The 18,388-nt window shown below is 40.5% G+C and carries 13 protein-coding genes and 1 riboswitch; of the genes, 8 read left to right on the forward strand and 5 right to left on the reverse strand.

Annotation, left to right across the window (positions count from 1 at the left end):
- The first annotated feature begins 7 nt into the window (after positions 1–7).
- The 3 genes from phoU (at position 8) to FC60_RS05100 (ending at position 3,553) form a co-directional block, all read left to right on the forward strand.
- On the forward strand, positions 8–721 hold the full coding sequence (gene phoU / locus FC60_RS05090) for a phosphate signaling complex protein PhoU (protein ID WP_056937362.1): 714 nt from the start codon (positions 8–10) through the stop codon (positions 719–721).
- Positions 722–1,005: 284 nt separating this feature from the next.
- Entirely contained in the window at positions 1,006–2,304 is a 1,299-nt protein-coding gene (gene serS, locus FC60_RS05095; protein WP_056937363.1) for a serine--tRNA ligase, read from the forward strand.
- 178 nt (positions 2,305–2,482) lie between these two features.
- Positions 2,483–3,553 (forward strand): NAD(P)-dependent alcohol dehydrogenase, encoded by a 1,071-nt coding sequence (locus tag FC60_RS05100; protein WP_056937364.1) that lies wholly within the window; start codon positions 2,483–2,485, stop codon positions 3,551–3,553.
- A gap of 45 nt (positions 3,554–3,598) precedes the next feature.
- On the opposite strand, the gene FC60_RS05105 is transcribed toward FC60_RS05100, so the two are convergent.
- Entirely contained in the window at positions 3,599–4,573 is a 975-nt protein-coding gene (locus tag FC60_RS05105; RefSeq protein WP_056937365.1) for an AraC family transcriptional regulator, read from the reverse strand.
- 118 nt (positions 4,574–4,691) lie between these two features.
- Between FC60_RS05105 and FC60_RS05110 the strand changes: the two genes are divergently transcribed.
- From FC60_RS05110 to FC60_RS05125, 4 genes are read left to right on the forward strand one after another with little or no spacing between them, the layout of a single operon-like run.
- A complete protein-coding gene (locus FC60_RS05110) occupies positions 4,692–5,978 on the forward strand; it encodes an MFS transporter (RefSeq protein ID WP_056937366.1) in 1,287 nt (428 codons plus the stop codon).
- A gap of 9 nt (positions 5,979–5,987) precedes the next feature.
- Entirely contained in the window at positions 5,988–7,562 is a 1,575-nt protein-coding gene (locus FC60_RS05115) for an alpha-L-rhamnosidase-related protein (protein WP_056937367.1), read from the forward strand.
- A 23-nt stretch (positions 7,563–7,585) separates the two neighbouring features.
- Entirely contained in the window at positions 7,586–8,836 is a 1,251-nt protein-coding gene (locus FC60_RS05120) for an MFS transporter (RefSeq protein WP_056937368.1), read from the forward strand.
- Positions 8,837–10,804 carry an alpha-L-rhamnosidase-related protein gene (locus FC60_RS05125; protein ID WP_056937369.1) on the forward strand — a complete coding sequence of 656 codons (1,968 nt, stop codon included), beginning with the start codon at positions 8,837–8,839 and terminating at the stop codon, positions 10,802–10,804.
- A gap of 34 nt (positions 10,805–10,838) precedes the next feature.
- Here FC60_RS05125 and trpS read toward each other — a convergent pair whose 3' ends face one another.
- The 4 genes from trpS to FC60_RS05145 all read right to left on the reverse strand — a co-directional run bounded on the left by trpS (position 10,839) and on the right by FC60_RS05145 (position 16,577).
- The gene (trpS, locus tag FC60_RS05130) at positions 10,839–11,855 is read right to left on the reverse strand and encodes a tryptophan--tRNA ligase (RefSeq protein ID WP_056937370.1); all 1,017 of its coding nucleotides are present in this window, start codon (positions 11,853–11,855) and stop codon (positions 10,839–10,841) included.
- A 241-nt stretch (positions 11,856–12,096) separates the two neighbouring features.
- Positions 12,097–13,350, reverse strand: coding sequence for a tyrosine--tRNA ligase (tyrS, locus tag FC60_RS05135; RefSeq protein ID WP_056937371.1), 1,254 nt, complete (start codon positions 13,348–13,350; stop codon positions 12,097–12,099).
- A gap of 1,045 nt (positions 13,351–14,395) precedes the next feature.
- A complete protein-coding gene (locus FC60_RS05140) occupies positions 14,396–15,448 on the reverse strand; it encodes a 2,3-butanediol dehydrogenase (protein WP_056937372.1) in 1,053 nt (350 codons plus the stop codon).
- Positions 15,449–15,668: 220 nt separating this feature from the next.
- On the reverse strand, positions 15,669–16,577 hold the full coding sequence (locus FC60_RS05145) for a LysR family transcriptional regulator (protein WP_056937373.1): 909 nt from the start codon (positions 16,575–16,577) through the stop codon (positions 15,669–15,671).
- 110 nt (positions 16,578–16,687) lie between these two features.
- Between FC60_RS05145 and FC60_RS05150 the strand changes: the two genes are divergently transcribed.
- Positions 16,688–18,139 (forward strand): vinyl phenol reductase, encoded by a 1,452-nt coding sequence (locus FC60_RS05150; protein ID WP_056937374.1) that lies wholly within the window; start codon positions 16,688–16,690, stop codon positions 18,137–18,139.
- 46 nt (positions 18,140–18,185) lie between these two features.
- Positions 18,186–18,318: riboswitch (FMN riboswitch) on the forward strand.
- The last annotated feature ends 70 nt before the right edge of the window (positions 18,319–18,388 follow it).

Below are 18,388 nucleotides of genomic sequence, written 5' to 3' on the forward strand. Positions count from 1 at the left end.
GAGACCAATGAGTGAAATTTTTAAAGATGAATTAAAAAGATTACGGATCCATTTTGTGGAGATGGGGATTAACGTTAACGAACAAATCTACCGGGCCACGAAAGCTTTTACTAGTCATGATCGGGCACTGGCTGATCAAGTCTTGGAACTGGATCGGCAAATCAACGATCAAGAAGTAACTTTGGAAAAACAAGCCCTGAAATTAATGGCCCTCCAACAACCGCTAGCTAATGATTTTCGGTTGATTATTTCGATTCTAAAAGCCTCTAACGATATTGAACGCCTTGGAGACTATGCCTCCCATATCGCTCGTTCAGCTAAACACGTGGAGGCAGCTGATACCGATCAAGCGGTTGATCATGCGATCGACGCTACGACCAACACGATCCGACAAATGCTCGAGAAGGTCCTCGATGCTTTTGTTAACGATAATGAACGGGCGGCGTATGAAGTGGCCGAAGAAGATCTAGCGGTCGACGTCGTGCATGTCCAACAACAAAAGCAAATCCTAAAGAAAATGACGGAAAACCAAGCTGCAATTCCTAGTTACGAAGCATATCTAGCGGTTCTGCGGAATTTAGAACGGGCGGGAGACCATATCGTCAATCTAGCCGAATGGGTCGTTTATATTCAAACCGGAAAGTTAGTCGAATTAAATCCTGGGAAGACGGATCCAAAGCTAGTTAAAGAAGCGTTAGCGAAAGTTAAAAGTAAGAATTAGAAGTCTTGCATCATTTTGACAGGTATATTAGAATAAAAAATGTTCAAAACAAGCGGTATTTCAAGTAGGTTTTAAGAGAACTAACGGTTGGTGGAAGTTAGGAACCGAAACTCCGGTACCGAATCATGGGTGAGTAATGTCACACGGTTGGCCATCGTTATCAGCTAAGAAAGTGTGTCAGCAATGACAAACATGGGTGGTACCGCGGAAAAGAGTAAAGAGCCATTTCGTCCCTAGTGAGGATGAAGTGGCTCTTTTATTATTAATTTTAAAGGAGATTCGATATGTTAGATCTAAAGAAAATTCGTCAAGAACCGGATTGGTATAAGGAAAAATTAGCCACCCGGGGTGTGGAAGCGGCCGAAATTGACAGTGTTTTAGGGCTGGATGTTAAACGACGGGAATTATTGCAAGAAACGGAACAATTAAAGGCTCAACGGAATGAAGCCTCTAAAAAAATTGGGGAAGCTAAGCGGAACCAAGAGTCGGCTGATGACGCCATTGCTGAAATGCAAGCCGTGGCCGAAAAGATTAAGGGTCTCGATGAACAAGTTAACGCCGTTGATGAACAATTACATAATGAATTGTCATGCCTACCTAATATCCCTCATGAAGGGGTCCCAGTTAGCCTAACGGAAGATGGGGCTAAGGAATTACGGGTAGTTGGTCAACCTCGGCAATTTGACTTTGAACCAAAGCACCACTGGGATATTGGGGAACAATTAGGTATCCTTGATTTTGATCGGGCTGCTAAAGTTTCTGGCGCTCGGTTTGTATACTACGTTGGCCTCGGCGCCCAATTAGAACGGGCGGTCTACAACTTCATGTTAGATGAACACATGCAAGAAGGCTATACTGAAGTCTTACCACCATACATTGTTAACGCCCAATCAATGTACGGGACCGGTCAATTCCCCAAGTTTAAAGAAGATGTTTACCAAGTAAATGGGGAGAATATGACTTTGATCCCTACGGCAGAAGTTCCGTTGACGAATTACTACCGGGGTGAAGTGATTCCGGAAGGAGACTTGCCTATTCGGGTTACGGCCCTATCACCAAGTTTCCGGTCGGAAGCGGGAGCCGCTGGTCGTGATACTCGGGGCTTGATTCGGATGCACCAATTTAACAAGGTGGAAATGGTAAAGTACACAAAGCCGGAACAATCATGGAAAGAATTGGAAATGATGACGGCCAATGCGGAAAACATTTTAAAGAAGTTGAATTTGCCATACCACGTCATTACCTTAACGACGGGAGATATGAGCTTTACCGCTTCTGAAACCCATGATTTGGAATTATGGATGCCAGCGCAAAACAAGTATCGAGAAGTTTCATCTTGTTCCAATTGTTTGGACTTCCAAGCACGGCGGATGCACACCCAATACCGGGATGAAAATGGCAAGTTACAATACGTACACACCTTGAATGGTTCCGGTTTGGCAGTTGGGCGGACCGTAGCAGCTATTTTGGAAAACTACCAAAATGAAGATGGCTCAGTTGATGTGCCTGAAGTCTTGGTTCCATACTTCCATGGAATTACGAAGATTACCAAAGAAAACGCGGTACCATTTAAGAAGCATTAAGCTTAAATAGTCAATGGTTGATAATTACCATTGGCTATTTTTTGTATATATGATTTTAGATAATGACTTGCTTAATAAAATTTTAATATGTGAATATATTAACAAAGCTAGAGATTCAAGTTATAATTGTGATGTAAACGTTTTAATAAGTTTTCTTTTAGAAAGGTGGTAATAAACCATGCGTGGATTTGCGATGATTGAACCGGGGAAGACCGGCTTTATTGAAAAGGCTGATCCGAAAGTTGGCGAACGGGACGCCTTAGTTCGGCCTTTAGCAGTGGCACCTTGTACTTCTGATATCCACACGGTCTATGAAGATGCCTTAGGACCGCGGACCAATATGATTTTAGGGCATGAAGCCTGTGGGGTCGTAGTGGAAGTCGGGAGGGAAGTTAAAGATTTTCAACCTGGTGATCGGGTTCTTGTACCCGCGATTACCCCTAATTGGTCCGATGTCTATTCGCAAGCTGGTTACGCTACCGATTCCGATGGGATGTTGGGTGGTTGGAAATTCTCAAACATCAAAGATGGGGTGTTTGGAACTCGGTTCCATGTTAATGATGCGGATGGTAATTTAGCGCACTTGCCTGATGAGATCGACCCAGCGGAAGCCTGCATGCTATCCGATATGATTCCAACAGGTTTGCACGCTTCGGAAATGGCTGGGGTGACCTTTGGTGATACCGTCGCCGTAATCGGGATTGGACCGGTTGGATTGATGGCCTTACGGGGTGCCGTGCTACATGGCGCCGGACGTGTCTTTGCGGTTGGTTCACGGGAAAAGACGGTTGAAGTCGCTAAAGCCTATGGGGCCACTGACATTATTGATTACCACAATGGTGGCATTGCGGAGCAAATTCTAGCGGCTACGGATGGCCAGGGGGTTGATAAGGTTTTGATTGCCGGTGGTGATGCTGAACACACCTTTGAAGAAGCCGTCAAGATGCTTAAGGCCGGTGGCTCAATTGGGAACGTTAACTACCTAAATGGTCATGATAATGTGGTCTTTAATGCTGGCGACTGGGGTGTCGGTATGGGCCATAAGACCATTCATGGTGGTTTGATGCCTGGTGGTCGCTTACGGATGGAAAAGCTAGCTTCACTAGTGGTTAATGGGCGGATTGATCCATCCTTGTTAATTACGCATCGGTTTGAAGGCTTTGATAAGATTCCTGATGCGATCGAACTGATGCACCATAAGCCGGACGATCTGATTAAACCAGTTGTCATCTGTAATGATATTGATTAGAAAAATTGGGTGTAAAAGAAAACCGAGGCCGTGGCCTCGGTTTTTTTATCCTTGATCATTATTCTTACGAATCTGGCGATATCGAAATGGTGTTGTATTGAAAACTTTTTTAAAGGTTCTGAAAAGGGTAGAAGGATCATTAAATCCTGATGCGTCTGCTATTTTACTAATTGGAAGATCGGTATAAACCAACAATGACTCAGCGGTTAATAGTCGCTTTTGATTTTGGAGTTCTTTGAAAGTTAGTCCGGTAAAAGATTTCAATTTATTGCCTAGATAATTAGTGTTATAGCCAAAGTGTTGGCTTAACTTTTTAAGTGAAATATCCATAAAGTTTTTATCTAGGTAATCTAGAATTTTAGAAATTTCAACTGTTGGTTGAATAGCGTATTTGCTAGTATTGATGATCGGTTGAGGGAAGCCACTAATAATAGCTTTAATTAAATTTTCACGAAGTCGGATGGGACTAAGTCTGGTGAAGGAACTGTATATAAATAGTTCGATTAGTTCTTTTTGGACTGGTAAATTATTTAAGTCATAAACTAGGAAGTTATTGTAATTATTCGAACTATGATATTCGTCAAAGATCAGTTTAATAAAAGCCTTGGCTGGTTCGATTTGTTCGATATCAGTAGATGATAATTTATCGATATCGATTAGGATATTAACCAAAATATCATCCTCGTCCATGTATCCGTAGGTCTGGAAGACATCCCTGCCCATTACTAATAATTGACCGCTAGTTAATTCAAGATGATTTCCATTGATAATCTGAGACGAGTGTCCAGAAAACATATAATTTATCTCCAAAAAGTCATGTGTATGGGTTGGCATAAAGGAAAAACGGTTCTGTTTAGTTACCTCAACAAAAGATTTTTTGAAAAATGAATTTTTGGGGATTTTAGGGATAATTCCTGGTGCATATGGAAGATGCATATCATTAATATTGAGCCCGTTATTTTGCTTTTGTTCAAGCTCAACTTGATTGTATTGATGTAGCAATGTAGATAGTTCTTTCATGTTAGATACCTGTGTTTTTGCAATTATTTTTCGGTGTCACAATCATTGTAAGCGTTTTCTTTAAAATGGTATAGTTTGTTCGAAAATAATTATAACAAAGGAAAGAGAGTGCTATCACATGGATAATAACAAACAATTAATTTCACAATATCGTCCATTAGCTGCTGCTGCCGGAATAGGATCAATTTTGGGATCAGGAATAATTGTTGGACTTTCTGCAACAATTACAGTTTGGCAAAATGGACTTGGACTTAGTAATGGACAAGTTGGAATCATCTCTGCGGCCTTAACTTTTGCTATTGCTATTGGAGGATTATTGTCCGGTTCGATTAGTAATGTTTTTGGATTAATTCGTTCTTTTAACTGGACCAATTTTATTTACGCTGTAGGTTCTTTGGTCTGTGTCTTTGCCCCTAACTATTTAGTTTTATTATGCGGGGTTATTATTACTGGATTGGCTTCAGGGGCTGATTTGCCGTTGAGTTTAACTGTGGTTTCCCATGATTCGCCAAATGAACAGGTTCAAGCTAGTTTAGTATCATCAACACAGATTTATTGGTCAATTGGTATTTTTATGTCTTACATTTGTTCCTTCATCGTTTCTACCATGAGTGGTGCAAGTGGGGCTCGAGTTGTCTTCGCCTTACTTGCCCTAATTGCCCTAATTGCTTGGCTATGGCGCTTACTGTCGAAGACTTTCAAGAAGTTCCACCAAGAAGGTGATCAACGTCAAATAGATTTAGCCAAGAAACAAAGTAAATCGGAAATAAATAATGGTTCGTCCTTAAAGTTACTATTTTCTGGTGATAAAAAAGGGCAATATATCGGATTCTTTCTAGGTATTTTTGTTTTCTATATTTGTTGGAACTTATTAGCTAACACTTTTGGACAATTTCAAACATTTACTTTAGTTCAAGCCCATGCTTCACAAACCTTTGCCACAGGGGCAGGGATCGTCTTGAATTTTATTGGATTAGTTGCAGTTACAGTTTTTTCGACTGTTGCTTCAAGCCCTAACCGGAATCGATTCTTTGTTGTCGGGATGATTATTCAAGCTTTAGCGATGTTTGGTTTAGCCATTTCAAGCCATGCGCTATGGCCGATTGTAATTGCCATTGGTTGTTATAACATCGGTAACAATATTACTGGAGAGGCTATTTATAAGGTTTGGACGCAGGAATCGTTTCCGGTAGAAACGCGAGCTTCAATTCAAGGGTTAATGAATGGAATTTCACGATTTGCCTGTGGATTGTTTGCATTCGTAACCCCATCATTAGTGGTACCATCAATGATTCGTTACACTATGTTCGTATTTACTGGTTTGGTAATAATTGCTTTTATTGCCGGAATAATTGTGATTACACTGCAAAAGAAATACGGAATTATTAAGAGTACAAAGAAATAAGGTGATATCATGGCTTTCACATTTCAAATTAATGATGATGTCCAATTTAATCATGATGAAAAGCTACTAGCAAAAGCTGAACAGTTAACGCCGAGATTAATAAAAAACAGGATTCAGCCGGTATCTATCGTCAAATTAATTGATGATGCTAGTAAATTAGATGGAGTTGGCGTGGAAACGATCTCATCAATTGATCAATTATCCTCAATAAAATTAGGCCGAGATGAAAGCGTCATCCTAGATTGTGGTGATCACCACGTAGGTTTTTTCAACGTTCAATTAGAACATAACGGGTCTCCGCAAGATTCACCGCTTACCCTAAAAATTAAGTTTGCAGAAGTACCATCAGAGTTAAAACAGGATTCAGCTGATTATGATGGGTGGCTGAGTAAATCGTGGATTCAAGAAGAGTTGGTCCATATTGATGAATTGCCTTATAAATTATATTTACCAAGGCGCTATGCCTTTCGGTATATTGAATTAAAGGTCGTTGATACGTCACCCAAATGGAAAGTTTCGTTTACAGATCCAGAAGTAGTTACGGTTACTTCAGCTGATGGTTCAAAAGTTAATCAAGGAGATTTTAAAGATACGGAGTTAAATCAAATTTACGACGCTAGTTTAAAGACGTTGAAGGATTGCATGCAATCGGTCTTCGAAGACGGACCTAAACGAGATCGTCGCCTCTGGCTAGGAGATTTGAGACTACAAGCGAAAGCTAATTATGTAACTTTTAATAATGCTGACCTGGTTAAACGGTGTCTTTATCTTTTTGGAGGAATGACGACAACTGATGGTCGTGTTGCTGCCAATGTCTTTACTAGTCCACATAATATCCCGGATGACACATTTTTATTTGATTATAGCTTGTTCTTTATTTCCACTTTATTTGATTACTATCAACAAACACAAGATCAGGAGGCATTAGATGACTTGTTGCCAGTAGCCAAAGCTCAGATGGATGTTTCCATACAGAGTGTAGATGACCAAGGTGCTTATCATTTTGATGAAAGTTACCCAGTCTTCATTGATTGGTCAAATGAATTTGATAAAGAGACTGCTGGGCAAGCAGTCATCATTTATACCTTAAAGCAATTAATTAAGTTACTTGAAATTACAAGGGTCGATACAAACGTGTATCAAGAAAAATTAGCACAAATGACAACGTATGCTACAGAGCAGCTATTTGATAGTCAATTAGGGTTGTTCATCAGTGGACCAAATAAAGATGTAAACATTGCTAGTCAAGTATGGATGGTAATTGCCGGGGTTATTGATAAACGATCAGCTAAAAATTTGATGAACAATACGATTCAAAAACTATTTCCGGTCCGGGGGATTGCCACTCCTTATATGTATCATCACATTGTGGAAGCTCTATTTATCGTCGATTTAAAAGATGATGCAATAAATTTAATGAAGGAATACTGGGGAAAGATGATTAAGTTAGGGGCTGATACATTTTGGGAAGCTTTTGAACCTGAAAATGTAAATTATTCTCCTTATGGTAGTTCAATCATTTCTAGTTACTGTCATGCTTGGAGTTGTACACCAGCTTACCTGATTAATAAGTACCTTAAATAGCGATTTGTATACGGGAGGATACCATGAATACAGAAGTTGAAAAAATGGATCGGAAAACCCTATCGTTAGTCTTGGTTGCAGGAACGGCATCGTATTTAGATTCGAGTTTATTAGTTAGTTTGGGAGTTGCCTTACCAATTTGGACCAAGATTCTACATTTATCCCCTTTGGTAAGTGGCTTTATTAGTACTTTATTAACTTTGATGGTTGCTTTAGGTGCTGTTGTTGGAGGATGGTTATCTGACAAATTTGGACGGGTTCGTGTTTTTAATTTGGACATATTATTCGTCGCAATTGGAGCGATTATTATCGCCTTTGCGCCAAACCTTTTTATTTTAATGGTTGGGATTATCATTGCTGGAATTGCTTCGGGAGCCGACTTACCAACATCGTTAGCAGTAATTTCTGAACGAACCTCATCAACTATGTATGGGAGATCAATCACGATTACCCAGATTTTCTGGACGGTCGGTATTCTGCTGTCTCAATTTATTGGATTTTTAACATCAGGGATGACCGTTGGTAGTGTTCGTTGGATCTTCAGTGTAATAGCTTTAGTTGCTTTTAGTAACTGGTGTATTCGGGTCTTTTCTAAGAAATTCAAACATGCCGAGGATACTCTGGAAAGAAACAATGCTGACGAAAATTATGGTGATGATAGTCATCATAAAGTAAAACTATTAGATATTATGAAGAATAAACAGTACCTATCAGTTTTAATTGCCTTGACCTTATTCTACCTATTTTGGAATCTACCAGCTAATACGTGGGGATCATTTGTAAATTACTTTTTAGTAACGGTGTCTCATCGGACTCAAGCTTATGCAACATTAGTCGCTTTAATTGCTAATCTGTTTAACCTAGCTGCTAATTCGATTTATGTTAAATTGTCGGATACCAAATATCGTTATCCGGTCATGTATTTTGCAATTATTGTTGGATCTTTAGCTTTCCTATGTGCAGGTGTCTGGAGTGCGGTTTGGTGGGCGTTCACGGTTGCTTACATTCTCTACTCTTCAACAAATACGTTATGTGGTGAGCCAATTTACAAAATTTGGACACAAACCTTTTATCCAGTTGATGTTCGGGCTTCTATCACCGGATTCTCATATGGGTTTGTGAGGTTCTTTACCGCAGTCTTCTCATTATTTACACCAACGTTAATGGCGTGGTCAGTTCAAAACTTCTTATGGATCATTTTCGCGTGTGCAGTAATGTCAGGATTATTCGCCATTGTTATTGTTCAGATGTTACATCATCGAAATTTAGCTTAGATGAGGAGTTCTATTATGAGTTACTGGTTATGGTATCCTGGTGATTTTGAAATTCATCAAGGAATGATCCAAAATTTCAGTCGAGAAGAGCGGGGTATGGGTTGGCCGGCCTATTGGTATATGGATGATTGCTATTGTAATGTGATGTTTTCAAATGAATATGAATTAAAGACATCGACAGAGTTTACGGTCTATGCTAAGGGGACTGGATTTGTTTCAGTTGATGGTCATAAATCTCAGCTCAGTCAATCCATTCGTTGTCCTATAGGGAAACATAAGATTGAAGTTCAAGTCGGCAATACTCAGGGGTTGCCATGTATCTATATTGAAGGAGAAGTCATTAAATCTGATCCAACTTGGCGAGTTGGTAACTTTATACAAACTGAACCAGCTGGCTATAGTGATCGATATACTTTATTATCACAGGATCCTAATCAAATGTATTTTGCAAAACAAGCGATATTGGCTCAAAAGGTAACGCCAAGTAAAAAAGGGGTCTTATATGATTTTGGCCAAGTTGTGAATGGACAGATACAAGTGGATTTACTCAATCCACTAATTCAGTCAGTAACCTTATGCTATGGTGAATCTGCTACAGAAGCTAGTGATGTCGAAATGTGCTACTACAAGCAGGAACAAGTTACGCCTGAATCAGAGATTCGAAAGCGAGCTTTTCGTTATATTTACATTCCTGATATTAATGAATCCGATGTAGAATTAATTGCCTATCACGAATTTTATCCACGAAATCATAAAGCTACGTTTAAAACAGATAATCATATAATGAATGAAATTTGGAAGACATCTCAGACGACTTATGATCTATGTAGTGACTGGTTTTTTATTGACGGGGTTAAAAGTGATCGATGGATCTGGGCTGGGGACGCTTATCAAACCAATTTTATTAACCAGTATTCTAATTTTGATGAGGAGGTTGATAAGCGGACTATTATTGCCTTACGTGGTCACGATGGAATTCAACAACATATCAATACGATTGTTGATTATTCAATTCTCTGGATTATCAGTATATACAATCATTATCAAATGACAGGCGATGTTGACTTTCTTAAATTTATATTTAAGCGTATGCAGGGAATGATTGACTATTTGAGGAAGCAGACTGACGAATTAGGTTTTATTTATGGCAGAGAAAATGATTGGGTCTTTATTGACTGGTTAGAGATTGATAAGGAAGGGATAACAGCAGCAGCCCAGTTATTGTTGGTACGGGCTTATCAAGCTTTTATTGAATGTGGTAAGGCAATTGGTGCGGATGTTTCAAATTATAAAGGACTTCCTGAAAGTTTATTAGATCAAACTATTAAACATTTCTGGGATGACGATTTAGGATGCTTCATTGATAGTTATGTTTCGGGGAAACGTCATGTATCGCGGCATCCAAATATCATAGCAATCATATATGGTTTGGTTAGTAAAGACAAACAAAAATCAATTTTAGAAAATGTATTATTAAATGACCAGATTCCAGAGATTACGACACCTTACTTTAAATTTTTTGAGCAAGATGCTTTATGTAAATTGGGACAGTTTCAGGACGTATATAAAATTATTGAATCCTATTGGGGAGGAATGCTTGAACAAGGTGCAACCACCTTCTGGGAAGAATATAATCCAGATGATGTGGGCGTGGAGCATTATTCCATGTATGGTGACAAGTATGGGAAGAGTTTGTGCCATGCATGGGGTTCCAGTCCAATCTACTTGTTAGGGCGATATTTTATTGGTTTGAAGCCCACGGAAGTTGGATATCGAAAATTTGAAATTGAACCGCATTTAGAAATGTTTAATGAGGTTAACTGTGTGTTACCAATCAAAGGTGGTCAGGTGGAAATTAATAAGAGTGGAGGTAAGATTAAAATCACTGCTTCTAGAGATGGCGGAATGGTTAAATATAAAGGTAAAGATTATCAAATTTTGAAAAATAAAATGGTTACACTAGGATAGTAAAAACCGAGGCTGTGGCCTCGGTTTTTACTATCTATTTGAAATAATTTAAGCCCATGGCATCTTTGACTTCGTCCAGGGTTTGATTGGCTACTTCATTGGCCTTTTGACATCCTTGAGCTAACATGTCATAAACGGCCGGAATATCTTTGGCAAACTCGAGCCGGCGTTGACGAATCGGGGTGAAGTGTTCGTTTAAAACGTTAAATAAATAGCGTTTAATTTTAACATCACCCAGGCCACCATGTTGGTATTGGTCCTTTAATTCTTGAACCTTTGCCTGATCTTCATCAAAAATATCGAGGTAAGTAAAGACGACGTTACCTTCGACTTGCCCAGGATCTTCAACATGAATGTGGTTCGGGTCCGTATACATGGACATGACCTTCTTTTGCAGGGTGTCTTCATCATCAGATAAGTAGATAGCGTTCCCTAAGGACTTACTCATCTTAGCATTACCATCCAAGCCTGGAATACGCCCTTGTCCCTTTGGTGGGAAGACCCCTTGTGGTTCCACTAAGACTTCTCCGTAGATCCGATTAAATGATCGAACGATTTCACGAGCTTGTTCCAACATGGGTTCTTGATCATCGCCGACAGGCACGACAGAGGCCTTAAAAGCAGTAATATCCGCGGTTTGGCTAACTGGGTAAGTGAAGAAGCCGGCGGGAATCGATTGATTAAAGCCCTTTTGCTGAATTTCCGATTTGACGGTCGGGTTTCGTTGCAGGCGAGCGACCGTAACGAGATTTAAGTAATAAAGATTCAGTTCGGAAAGAGCTGGAATCTGGGATTGCACAAAAATAGTAGATTTAGCAGGGTCTAAGCCGACGGCTAAATAATCTAGGGCCACTTCCGTCAGACTTCGCCGGATTTTTTCGGGGTCACGGGCATTGTCGGTTAAAGCTTGTTGGTCAGCGATCATAATGAAGGGGTCGTATTCACCGGAATTTTGCATCCGAACGCGTTCCCGTAATGAGCCGACATAGTGGCCAATATGAAGTTTGCCGGTTGGCCGGTCACCAGTTAAAACAATTTCTTTGTTAGTCATAATTAAGTTCCTTTCCAAATAAAAAGTCCTATTTCCAGTCTGGAAATAGGACGAGTTACCGCGGTGCCACCTATTTTATGAGATTCAATCTCATCGCTTATTGTAGCTATTTAATTCTTGTCCAATGGTCCACTTCGTTTTAACGTCGATCCTTTCAGTCGAGAGATCGTTCCTGTTGGGGTTAAAACTACTCACCCATTGATTAATATCATTATAGTGGATTTGCGGGAACTAGCAATCATCAATTTTGCACTTTAGCTAAAATGTAGTTTTTCTTACCGCGCCGAACAACGACATATTTACCGTCAAACTTAGCACTTGGGTCCACCAAGGCTTCTAGATCGGTAACTTTTTCACCATTAATGCGAATGGCCCCGTTTTGGACATCTTCACGGGCTTGGCGCTTTGATGGTTCAATCCCATATTCAACGAGCCAGTCAACGATGTTTTGTGGGCTGGCAGGCACATCAACGGATGGTGTCCCATTAAAGGCTTGTTCCAATTCGGTGGTGGTTAATGCTTGAATGTCACCACTAAAGAGAATTTGGGAAATCTTTTCAGCTTCGGCCGTAGCGGCTTCCCCATGGACGAAATTAGTGACTTCTTGGGCTAAGCGGCGTTGAGCTTCACGTTTCCAAGGTTCCGTTTCGACCTTTTGAGCTAAGTCATTAATCTCTGCTTGACTTAAGAAAGTAAAGTACTTCAAGTACTTTACGACATCACGATCATCTTGATTTAACCAGAATTGGTAGAATTCGTATGGCGAAGTCTTCTCAGGGTCTAACCAGATCGCTCCACCAGCGGTCTTACCAAATTTCGTTCCATCGGCTTTGACCATCAAAGGAATCGTTAGTCCGTAAGCTTGGGCTTCAGGTCCTTCAATTTTATGAATTAAGTCAATTCCAGAAGTGATATTTCCCCATTGATCCGAGCCACCAATTTGTAATTGGACATCATTATTTTGGTGGAGGTGTAAGTAGTCAACGGCTTGTAAGATTTGGTAAGTAAATTCAGTGTAGGAAATCCCGTTTTCTAAACGGCTGGCCACGACTTCTTTGTTTAACATGGTGTTGAGATTGAATAGTTTTCCATAGTCACGTAAAAATTCAATCAAATTCATTTGGCTTAGCCAATCGTAATTGTTAACAATTGTGAAGTTCTCCTCACCAAATAAGCGTTTCATTTGGTTAGTGAGGGCTTCTTCATTATGGTGAATGGTGTCCATGGAGACGATATCACGTTCGGTGTTCCGCCCAGATGGATCACCAATTGCTCCGGTTCCACCCCCGATGATGATGACCGGATGATGACCGGCTAATTGGAATCGTTTCAGCATCATGAAAGGAATTAAGTGGCCGATGTGAAGACTATCCCCCGTAGGATCAGTTCCACAGTAAAGTGAAATTTGCTTCTCTTCGGTTAATTTCCGTAAGCCTTCCTCATCAGTAGTTTGGTTAATGGCGCCACGCCATTTTAATTCATCGACAATGTTCATGTGTTCCTCCTAAATTGTTGGTCAAAAAAACGCCCCTGGTCAAGCCAGGGACGAATTATCGTGGTACCACCCATGTTCGCATGTAGATCATGCCTCATTGATTGTTTTAAATTGTCAGAATTTAAGGTGTAATTCGAAGGGGAGTTTGTGCTGATTTGCAGCGAACACCAGCTCTCTATAACAGGGAAACCACTTCTACTAGGACTTAAACTATATAGATATTAAACACTGTTTGAAGGATGGCGTCAAGAAGGATAGGTGATCTTTCCAACTTGATATTAAGTTATGAGCACATTAATATTTCCAAGGTAAAAATTTAATAAAAAGAGTAACGGTGCCGATCCATCAGATACAGGGATACGATCGGAAATTCAATTTTTGGGCGTTGCTGCATTAAAATTTAACAACGAATTCATACTCCAAATTATCAAATTAATTTTCCAAAGTAATGAAATTAATAGATTCATATGATATGATTTAGCTACGGAGGAAGCATTGTAGTCCATTGGACTTTGATGTACACAAAAGCCCCCCGCTGCGGTGACAGCGAGAGGCTTTTTTTGTGGGCTATAGTTGTCCGATTTTAATTAGTGCTTGCGGTGATTGTTTAGCCACCAACCAAACCACGTAACAATTAATGCACTAATCAATTGGAGGAAGCATTCTACGTACTCCATTGGTCTCACCCCCTTTCTGTACTCCAAGGGTGACGGATAACTATAATATTTTATCATATGATAATTAAAAATTATATGAATATTGAAAAATGTTGTGTTAAGGAATTTGTTTTTTACTGCTTAGTTAAGCTAGATCGTGGTTGGAGACATTTAAATAATAGATTAAGAAGAAAGCACAGTAGTTCGTTGAACTTGATGTACACAAAATCCCCCGCTGAGGTGACAGCGAGGGATTTTTTACTTGACTTATCCAAGTGCCAAATGGAAACGCGCTTTGGGTTATTGGATAAGTTAGTATATGATTCGATTATTATTTTCCCGTTCGTTAAAGGTGTTTTGTAAATTATAAGGAGGAAGGAGACTAGAGATTAGTTATTTAAACCATCGAGATTGACGAGGATCTTTGCTTGAGACTTATCGGTTGTCAAAGCTTCAAAACCGTCCGTAACGATATCGTCTAATGGAATCTCTTTTGTAATAACTGGTTCAACTTGTAGGGATCCTTTGGTAATTAATTCGGCAGTTTCCAAGAAAGTTGCCTGAGAGTAGGCAATTGTGGAAGTGATTTTAACCCCAGTGTTCGTTAAAATCATTGGATTGAACTCAATTGGATGACCAAAGATTGATACCAAAGTCATAGTTCCTAGTGGTTTAGTGGCTAAGATCGCCTGATTAAAAGTGACTTGAACTCCCGCAACTTCAAAGGAAGCATCGACACCGCCTGGAACTAATTCTTTGATTCGCTGAACCGGATCTTGTTCACCTGAATTAATCGTATCTGTTGCCCCGAGTTCTAAGGCCTTAGTAAGGCGTTGGGGTGATAAATCACAAATAATGATTCGGTTAGCCCCCGCGGCTTTCGCAGCAGCGGCAACCAGACAGCCAATTGGTCCCGCCCCGAAGATCGCAACGTTTTGACCGAAAGTGAGACCATTACGTTTAATGGCTTGGACAGCCACGGCGGCTGGTTCAATTACAGCTCCCAACCGTAATGGAAAATCCTTTGGTAACCGAACGAGGTTATCTTCAGGGATGTTTGCATGAGAGGCAAAACCACCGTCGGAAGCTAGGCCGATAAATGAATAGCCGCTGTAAACATCAATATCACTAGGACGATCGGCATTGGTAACGGTAGGATTAATGGCAACGTGGTCACCAATCTGATAATTGGTAACCTTTTTTCCGATGCGTTCAATCACCCCAGCAAACTCGTGCCCCAGAGTAATCGGGGCTTGCCCACCCAATAGCGGATCAGGTCCATCGGTAGGAACGTAGACCGGGCCTTCCAGGTATTCGTGGAGATCAGTCCCACAAATTCCCGTCCAAGCTACTTTAACGGTTACTTCGTTGTCTTGTAATGGTTTTAAATCGACATCTTTCACGCGAATATCTTTGGCACCATGCCAAACTGCTGCCTTCATACTTAACCTTCTTTCTAAAAAAACAGTTTGTGAAATATACATTGTGAAATTAATCAATTGTCTTTCTGCTTGAAACTAATTATAAACTGATAAATTAGGATTTCAAGTGGTGATAGTCCAAAAGCTGCATTTCACAAACTAGTGATATTTCACAAGCTTTGAAGAATAAAGCAATTAAACAGTAAAAAATATTTATCGATTGCTAAATATGACTAAAAATTCACAATTGATCAAGTGAGTGCAGGCTATCAAGAAATTTACGTAGGGGCCTAGCTTTGTTGCGACGTTGATAAACCACTTGGATCGAATATTTTTGGGTATCAGGGTCCTTGAACGGTAAGTATTTAATTTGATTATTTGGTTGAATGAAACGCTGGAATAAGCCGTTAGGGTAGAAAGCAACGTCGCGATTAAGGGCCACTCGAATTTGCATTTGTTCAATCGTTGAAACGCGTTCAGTACTAATCTTTTCTGAAAAATTAATGGCCTGGTTGAATTCATTTTGTAAATAGGATGAACTCTCGTAGGAGTAGTACAAAACGTTATGGTCTTTCAGATCATCAGGAGTGATTTCTTGGTGTTGGGCCAAAGGGTTGGCGGGACTAACCCCGAGGATCATCTCGTTTTGGTAAATGGTCTGACTAGTAAGACTGTGATTTGTTAATTGCCAATGGGGACCGTAAGCTAAAATATAGGCACAATCCAAAATACCAATTGATACATCAGTTAAGAGGTGTTCAATCCCGGCTTCTGATACTTCAAAATTCAGTGGTTGTTTAGTTTGAGCTTGGAAACGATTAATATTATCGATCATAATCTGGGACTCAAAGGGCGAGAAATAACCAATTTTAACGGTGTCAAGCGCTTGAAAATGGTGATGCTTAAACTCGTTCTCCACATCTTCTAACCGGTTTAAAATATCTTGGGCATGGGGAACAAATTGATGACCGACATCAGTTAAGCGAATCCGGTTAGAGTCACGTAAAAACAATTTTGTATCTAATTCGGTTTCTAAGTTCAAAATTTGTTTAGAAACGGCACGTTGGGAAACAAAATTAGTGTCCGCCACGCGTTGAAAACTACCTAAATGGACCGCTTCAATAAAATATTGCAATTGCTGTTGATTCATGGCTACACCTCCTTTTAGTTCGGCTATATCTAAATTTTAGCATAGTAGAAAAGTAAAAAATTTAACTATAATGAACTTGTAAGAGAGTTCACAAACTTGGAGGTGTGAAGATGAGTTTACCAAAAGAAGATCAATATGATGTCGTAGTTGTTGGATCTGGAGCCGCTGGTTTTTCGGCCGGTTTAACGGCCGTTCAAGGCGGGAGTAAAACCATGGTTCTAGAAAAAGGACGGGCGACGGGTGGTAGTAGTAACTACACGGAAGGTTTATTTGCGGTCAATTCGTCCTTGCAAAAGGCAAAAGGGATCAAGGTGTCCGGAACCGAAGTTTTAAAAGAAGAAGTTGAATATTCTCAATATAAAGCTGACGCGCGGATTTGGCGTAACTATGTTGATGGCAGTGCTGAAAACGTTGACTGGCTCCAGGAACAAGGAGTGGAATTTGAACGGGTTCAAGCCATGGGAGCGGGTGAAGCCACTTGGCACATTTATAAAGGGATGGGCGATGCGGTTATTCACCAAGCATTGCAACCACGCTTTGAAGCAGTGGGTGGCGAAGTCGTGACTTCGGCGGCAGCCGTCAATTTAGTTCGTCAGGCTGACCAAACTTTTGTGGTTACAGTTCGTGATGAAGCAAATCAAGATGTTAAAGCAGTTCATGCTCGGGCTGTCATTTTGGCAACCGGGGGCTATCTCAATAATCCAGAGATGATGGCAGAAGAGACTAATTATGATTTAAGTCGCTTAGAAACGGTTTCGTCTGGTAAAGGAACTGGTGATGGGTTGCGGATGGCTTGGCAAGTCGGTGCACGGAAGTATGGAACCGGCATGGCCATGCTTTTTGGCGGATACTTAAGTGATCCAGAGACCCCATCCTTTAAATTTATGAGTTCGCAGATGAATGTTGCGGCCGGTCAACAACCGCTCCTGTGGGTGAATGAAAATGGGGAACGGTTTGTCAATGAAGAAGTTGTTTATAACTTCTCTCAGGCCGGTAACGCCCTCTATACCCAAGCGGAGGTTTATAGTATTTTGGACCAAGGCGTGATTGACAAAATGATCACAGAAGGTAACTTTATGGGGCTCGGGGTCTATGTTTTGCGGGGACAAAAGATGGATACCCTCCAAGAAGAAATTGATGCGGCTGTGGCAGCCGATAAAACCTTTATCTTTAAGGCTGATTCGATCGAAGAACTGGCTAAAAAGATGGGACTAGCACAATTACCGGCCACGATTAGTCGGTATAACCGCGATGCCGCTCAAGGTGAAGATCGCGAATTCGGCAAACCAGTTGAATATATGCAACCAGTAACGCAAGGCCCATTCTATGGTTTTAAGTTAAATATTGGTGCCTTTTGTACCATGGGTGGTTTACAAGTAACACCACAAAATGAAGTTCGGGATGAACAAGGTCAAGTTATTCCAGGCCTCTATGCCGTTGGTAATGATGCCGCAGGGTTGACTGGTGATACCTACGGGCCCAACATGCCAGGGACTTGTGTCGGTTACGCCATCTATTCCGGTCGGAATGCCGGTCAGCAAGTTACGGAATATTTACGTTGACATTTATCAAAAGTTCATTAAGATAAAAAGTAAGTTGAATATAAAAGAAGTTTTTCGGGGCAGGGTGAAAATCCCGACCGACGGTGAGCAGGTTTCCTGTAAGTCCGTGACCCGCATTTTGCGGTTGAACCAGTGCGATTCTGGTACCGACAGTATAGTCTGGATGGGAGAAAAACGAGTGGACTTGATGAATATCATCAGGTTTTTTTAGCGACATAACTGCTAGAAAAGTAACCGCTTTCTAAAAAC

The organism is Limosilactobacillus gastricus DSM 16045 (assembly GCF_001434365.1).
GTDB lineage: Bacteria > Bacillota > Bacilli > Lactobacillales > Lactobacillaceae > Limosilactobacillus > Limosilactobacillus gastricus.

Bases quoted from the DNA above. Each gene is read 5' to 3' on its own strand.
- phoU (WP_056937362.1), top strand. From the start codon at position 8: ATGAGTGAAATTTTTAAAGATGAATTAAAAAGATTACGGATCCATTTT.
- serS (WP_056937363.1), top strand. From the start codon at position 1,006: ATGTTAGATCTAAAGAAAATTCGTCAAGAACCGGATTGGTATAAGGAA.
- trpS (WP_056937370.1), bottom strand. From the start codon at position 11,855: ATGACTAACAAAGAAATTGTTTTAACTGGTGACCGGCCAACCGGCAAA.
- FC60_RS05150 (WP_056937374.1), top strand. From the start codon at position 16,688: ATGAGTTTACCAAAAGAAGATCAATATGATGTCGTAGTTGTTGGATCT.
- FC60_RS05115 (WP_056937367.1), top strand. From the start codon at position 5,988: ATGGCTTTCACATTTCAAATTAATGATGATGTCCAATTTAATCATGAT.
- FC60_RS05120 (WP_056937368.1), top strand. From the start codon at position 7,586: ATGAATACAGAAGTTGAAAAAATGGATCGGAAAACCCTATCGTTAGTC.
- FC60_RS05140 (WP_056937372.1), bottom strand. From the start codon at position 15,448: ATGAAGGCAGCAGTTTGGCATGGTGCCAAAGATATTCGCGTGAAAGAT.
- FC60_RS05110 (WP_056937366.1), top strand. From the start codon at position 4,692: ATGGATAATAACAAACAATTAATTTCACAATATCGTCCATTAGCTGCT.
- tyrS (WP_056937371.1), bottom strand. From the start codon at position 13,350: ATGAACATTGTCGATGAATTAAAATGGCGTGGCGCCATTAACCAAACT.
- FC60_RS05145 (WP_056937373.1), bottom strand. From the start codon at position 16,577: ATGAATCAACAGCAATTGCAATATTTTATTGAAGCGGTCCATTTAGGT.
- FC60_RS05105 (WP_056937365.1), bottom strand. From the start codon at position 4,573: ATGAAAGAACTATCTACATTGCTACATCAATACAATCAAGTTGAGCTT.
- FC60_RS05100 (WP_056937364.1), top strand. From the start codon at position 2,483: ATGCGTGGATTTGCGATGATTGAACCGGGGAAGACCGGCTTTATTGAA.
- FC60_RS05125 (WP_056937369.1), top strand. From the start codon at position 8,837: ATGAGGAGTTCTATTATGAGTTACTGGTTATGGTATCCTGGTGATTTT.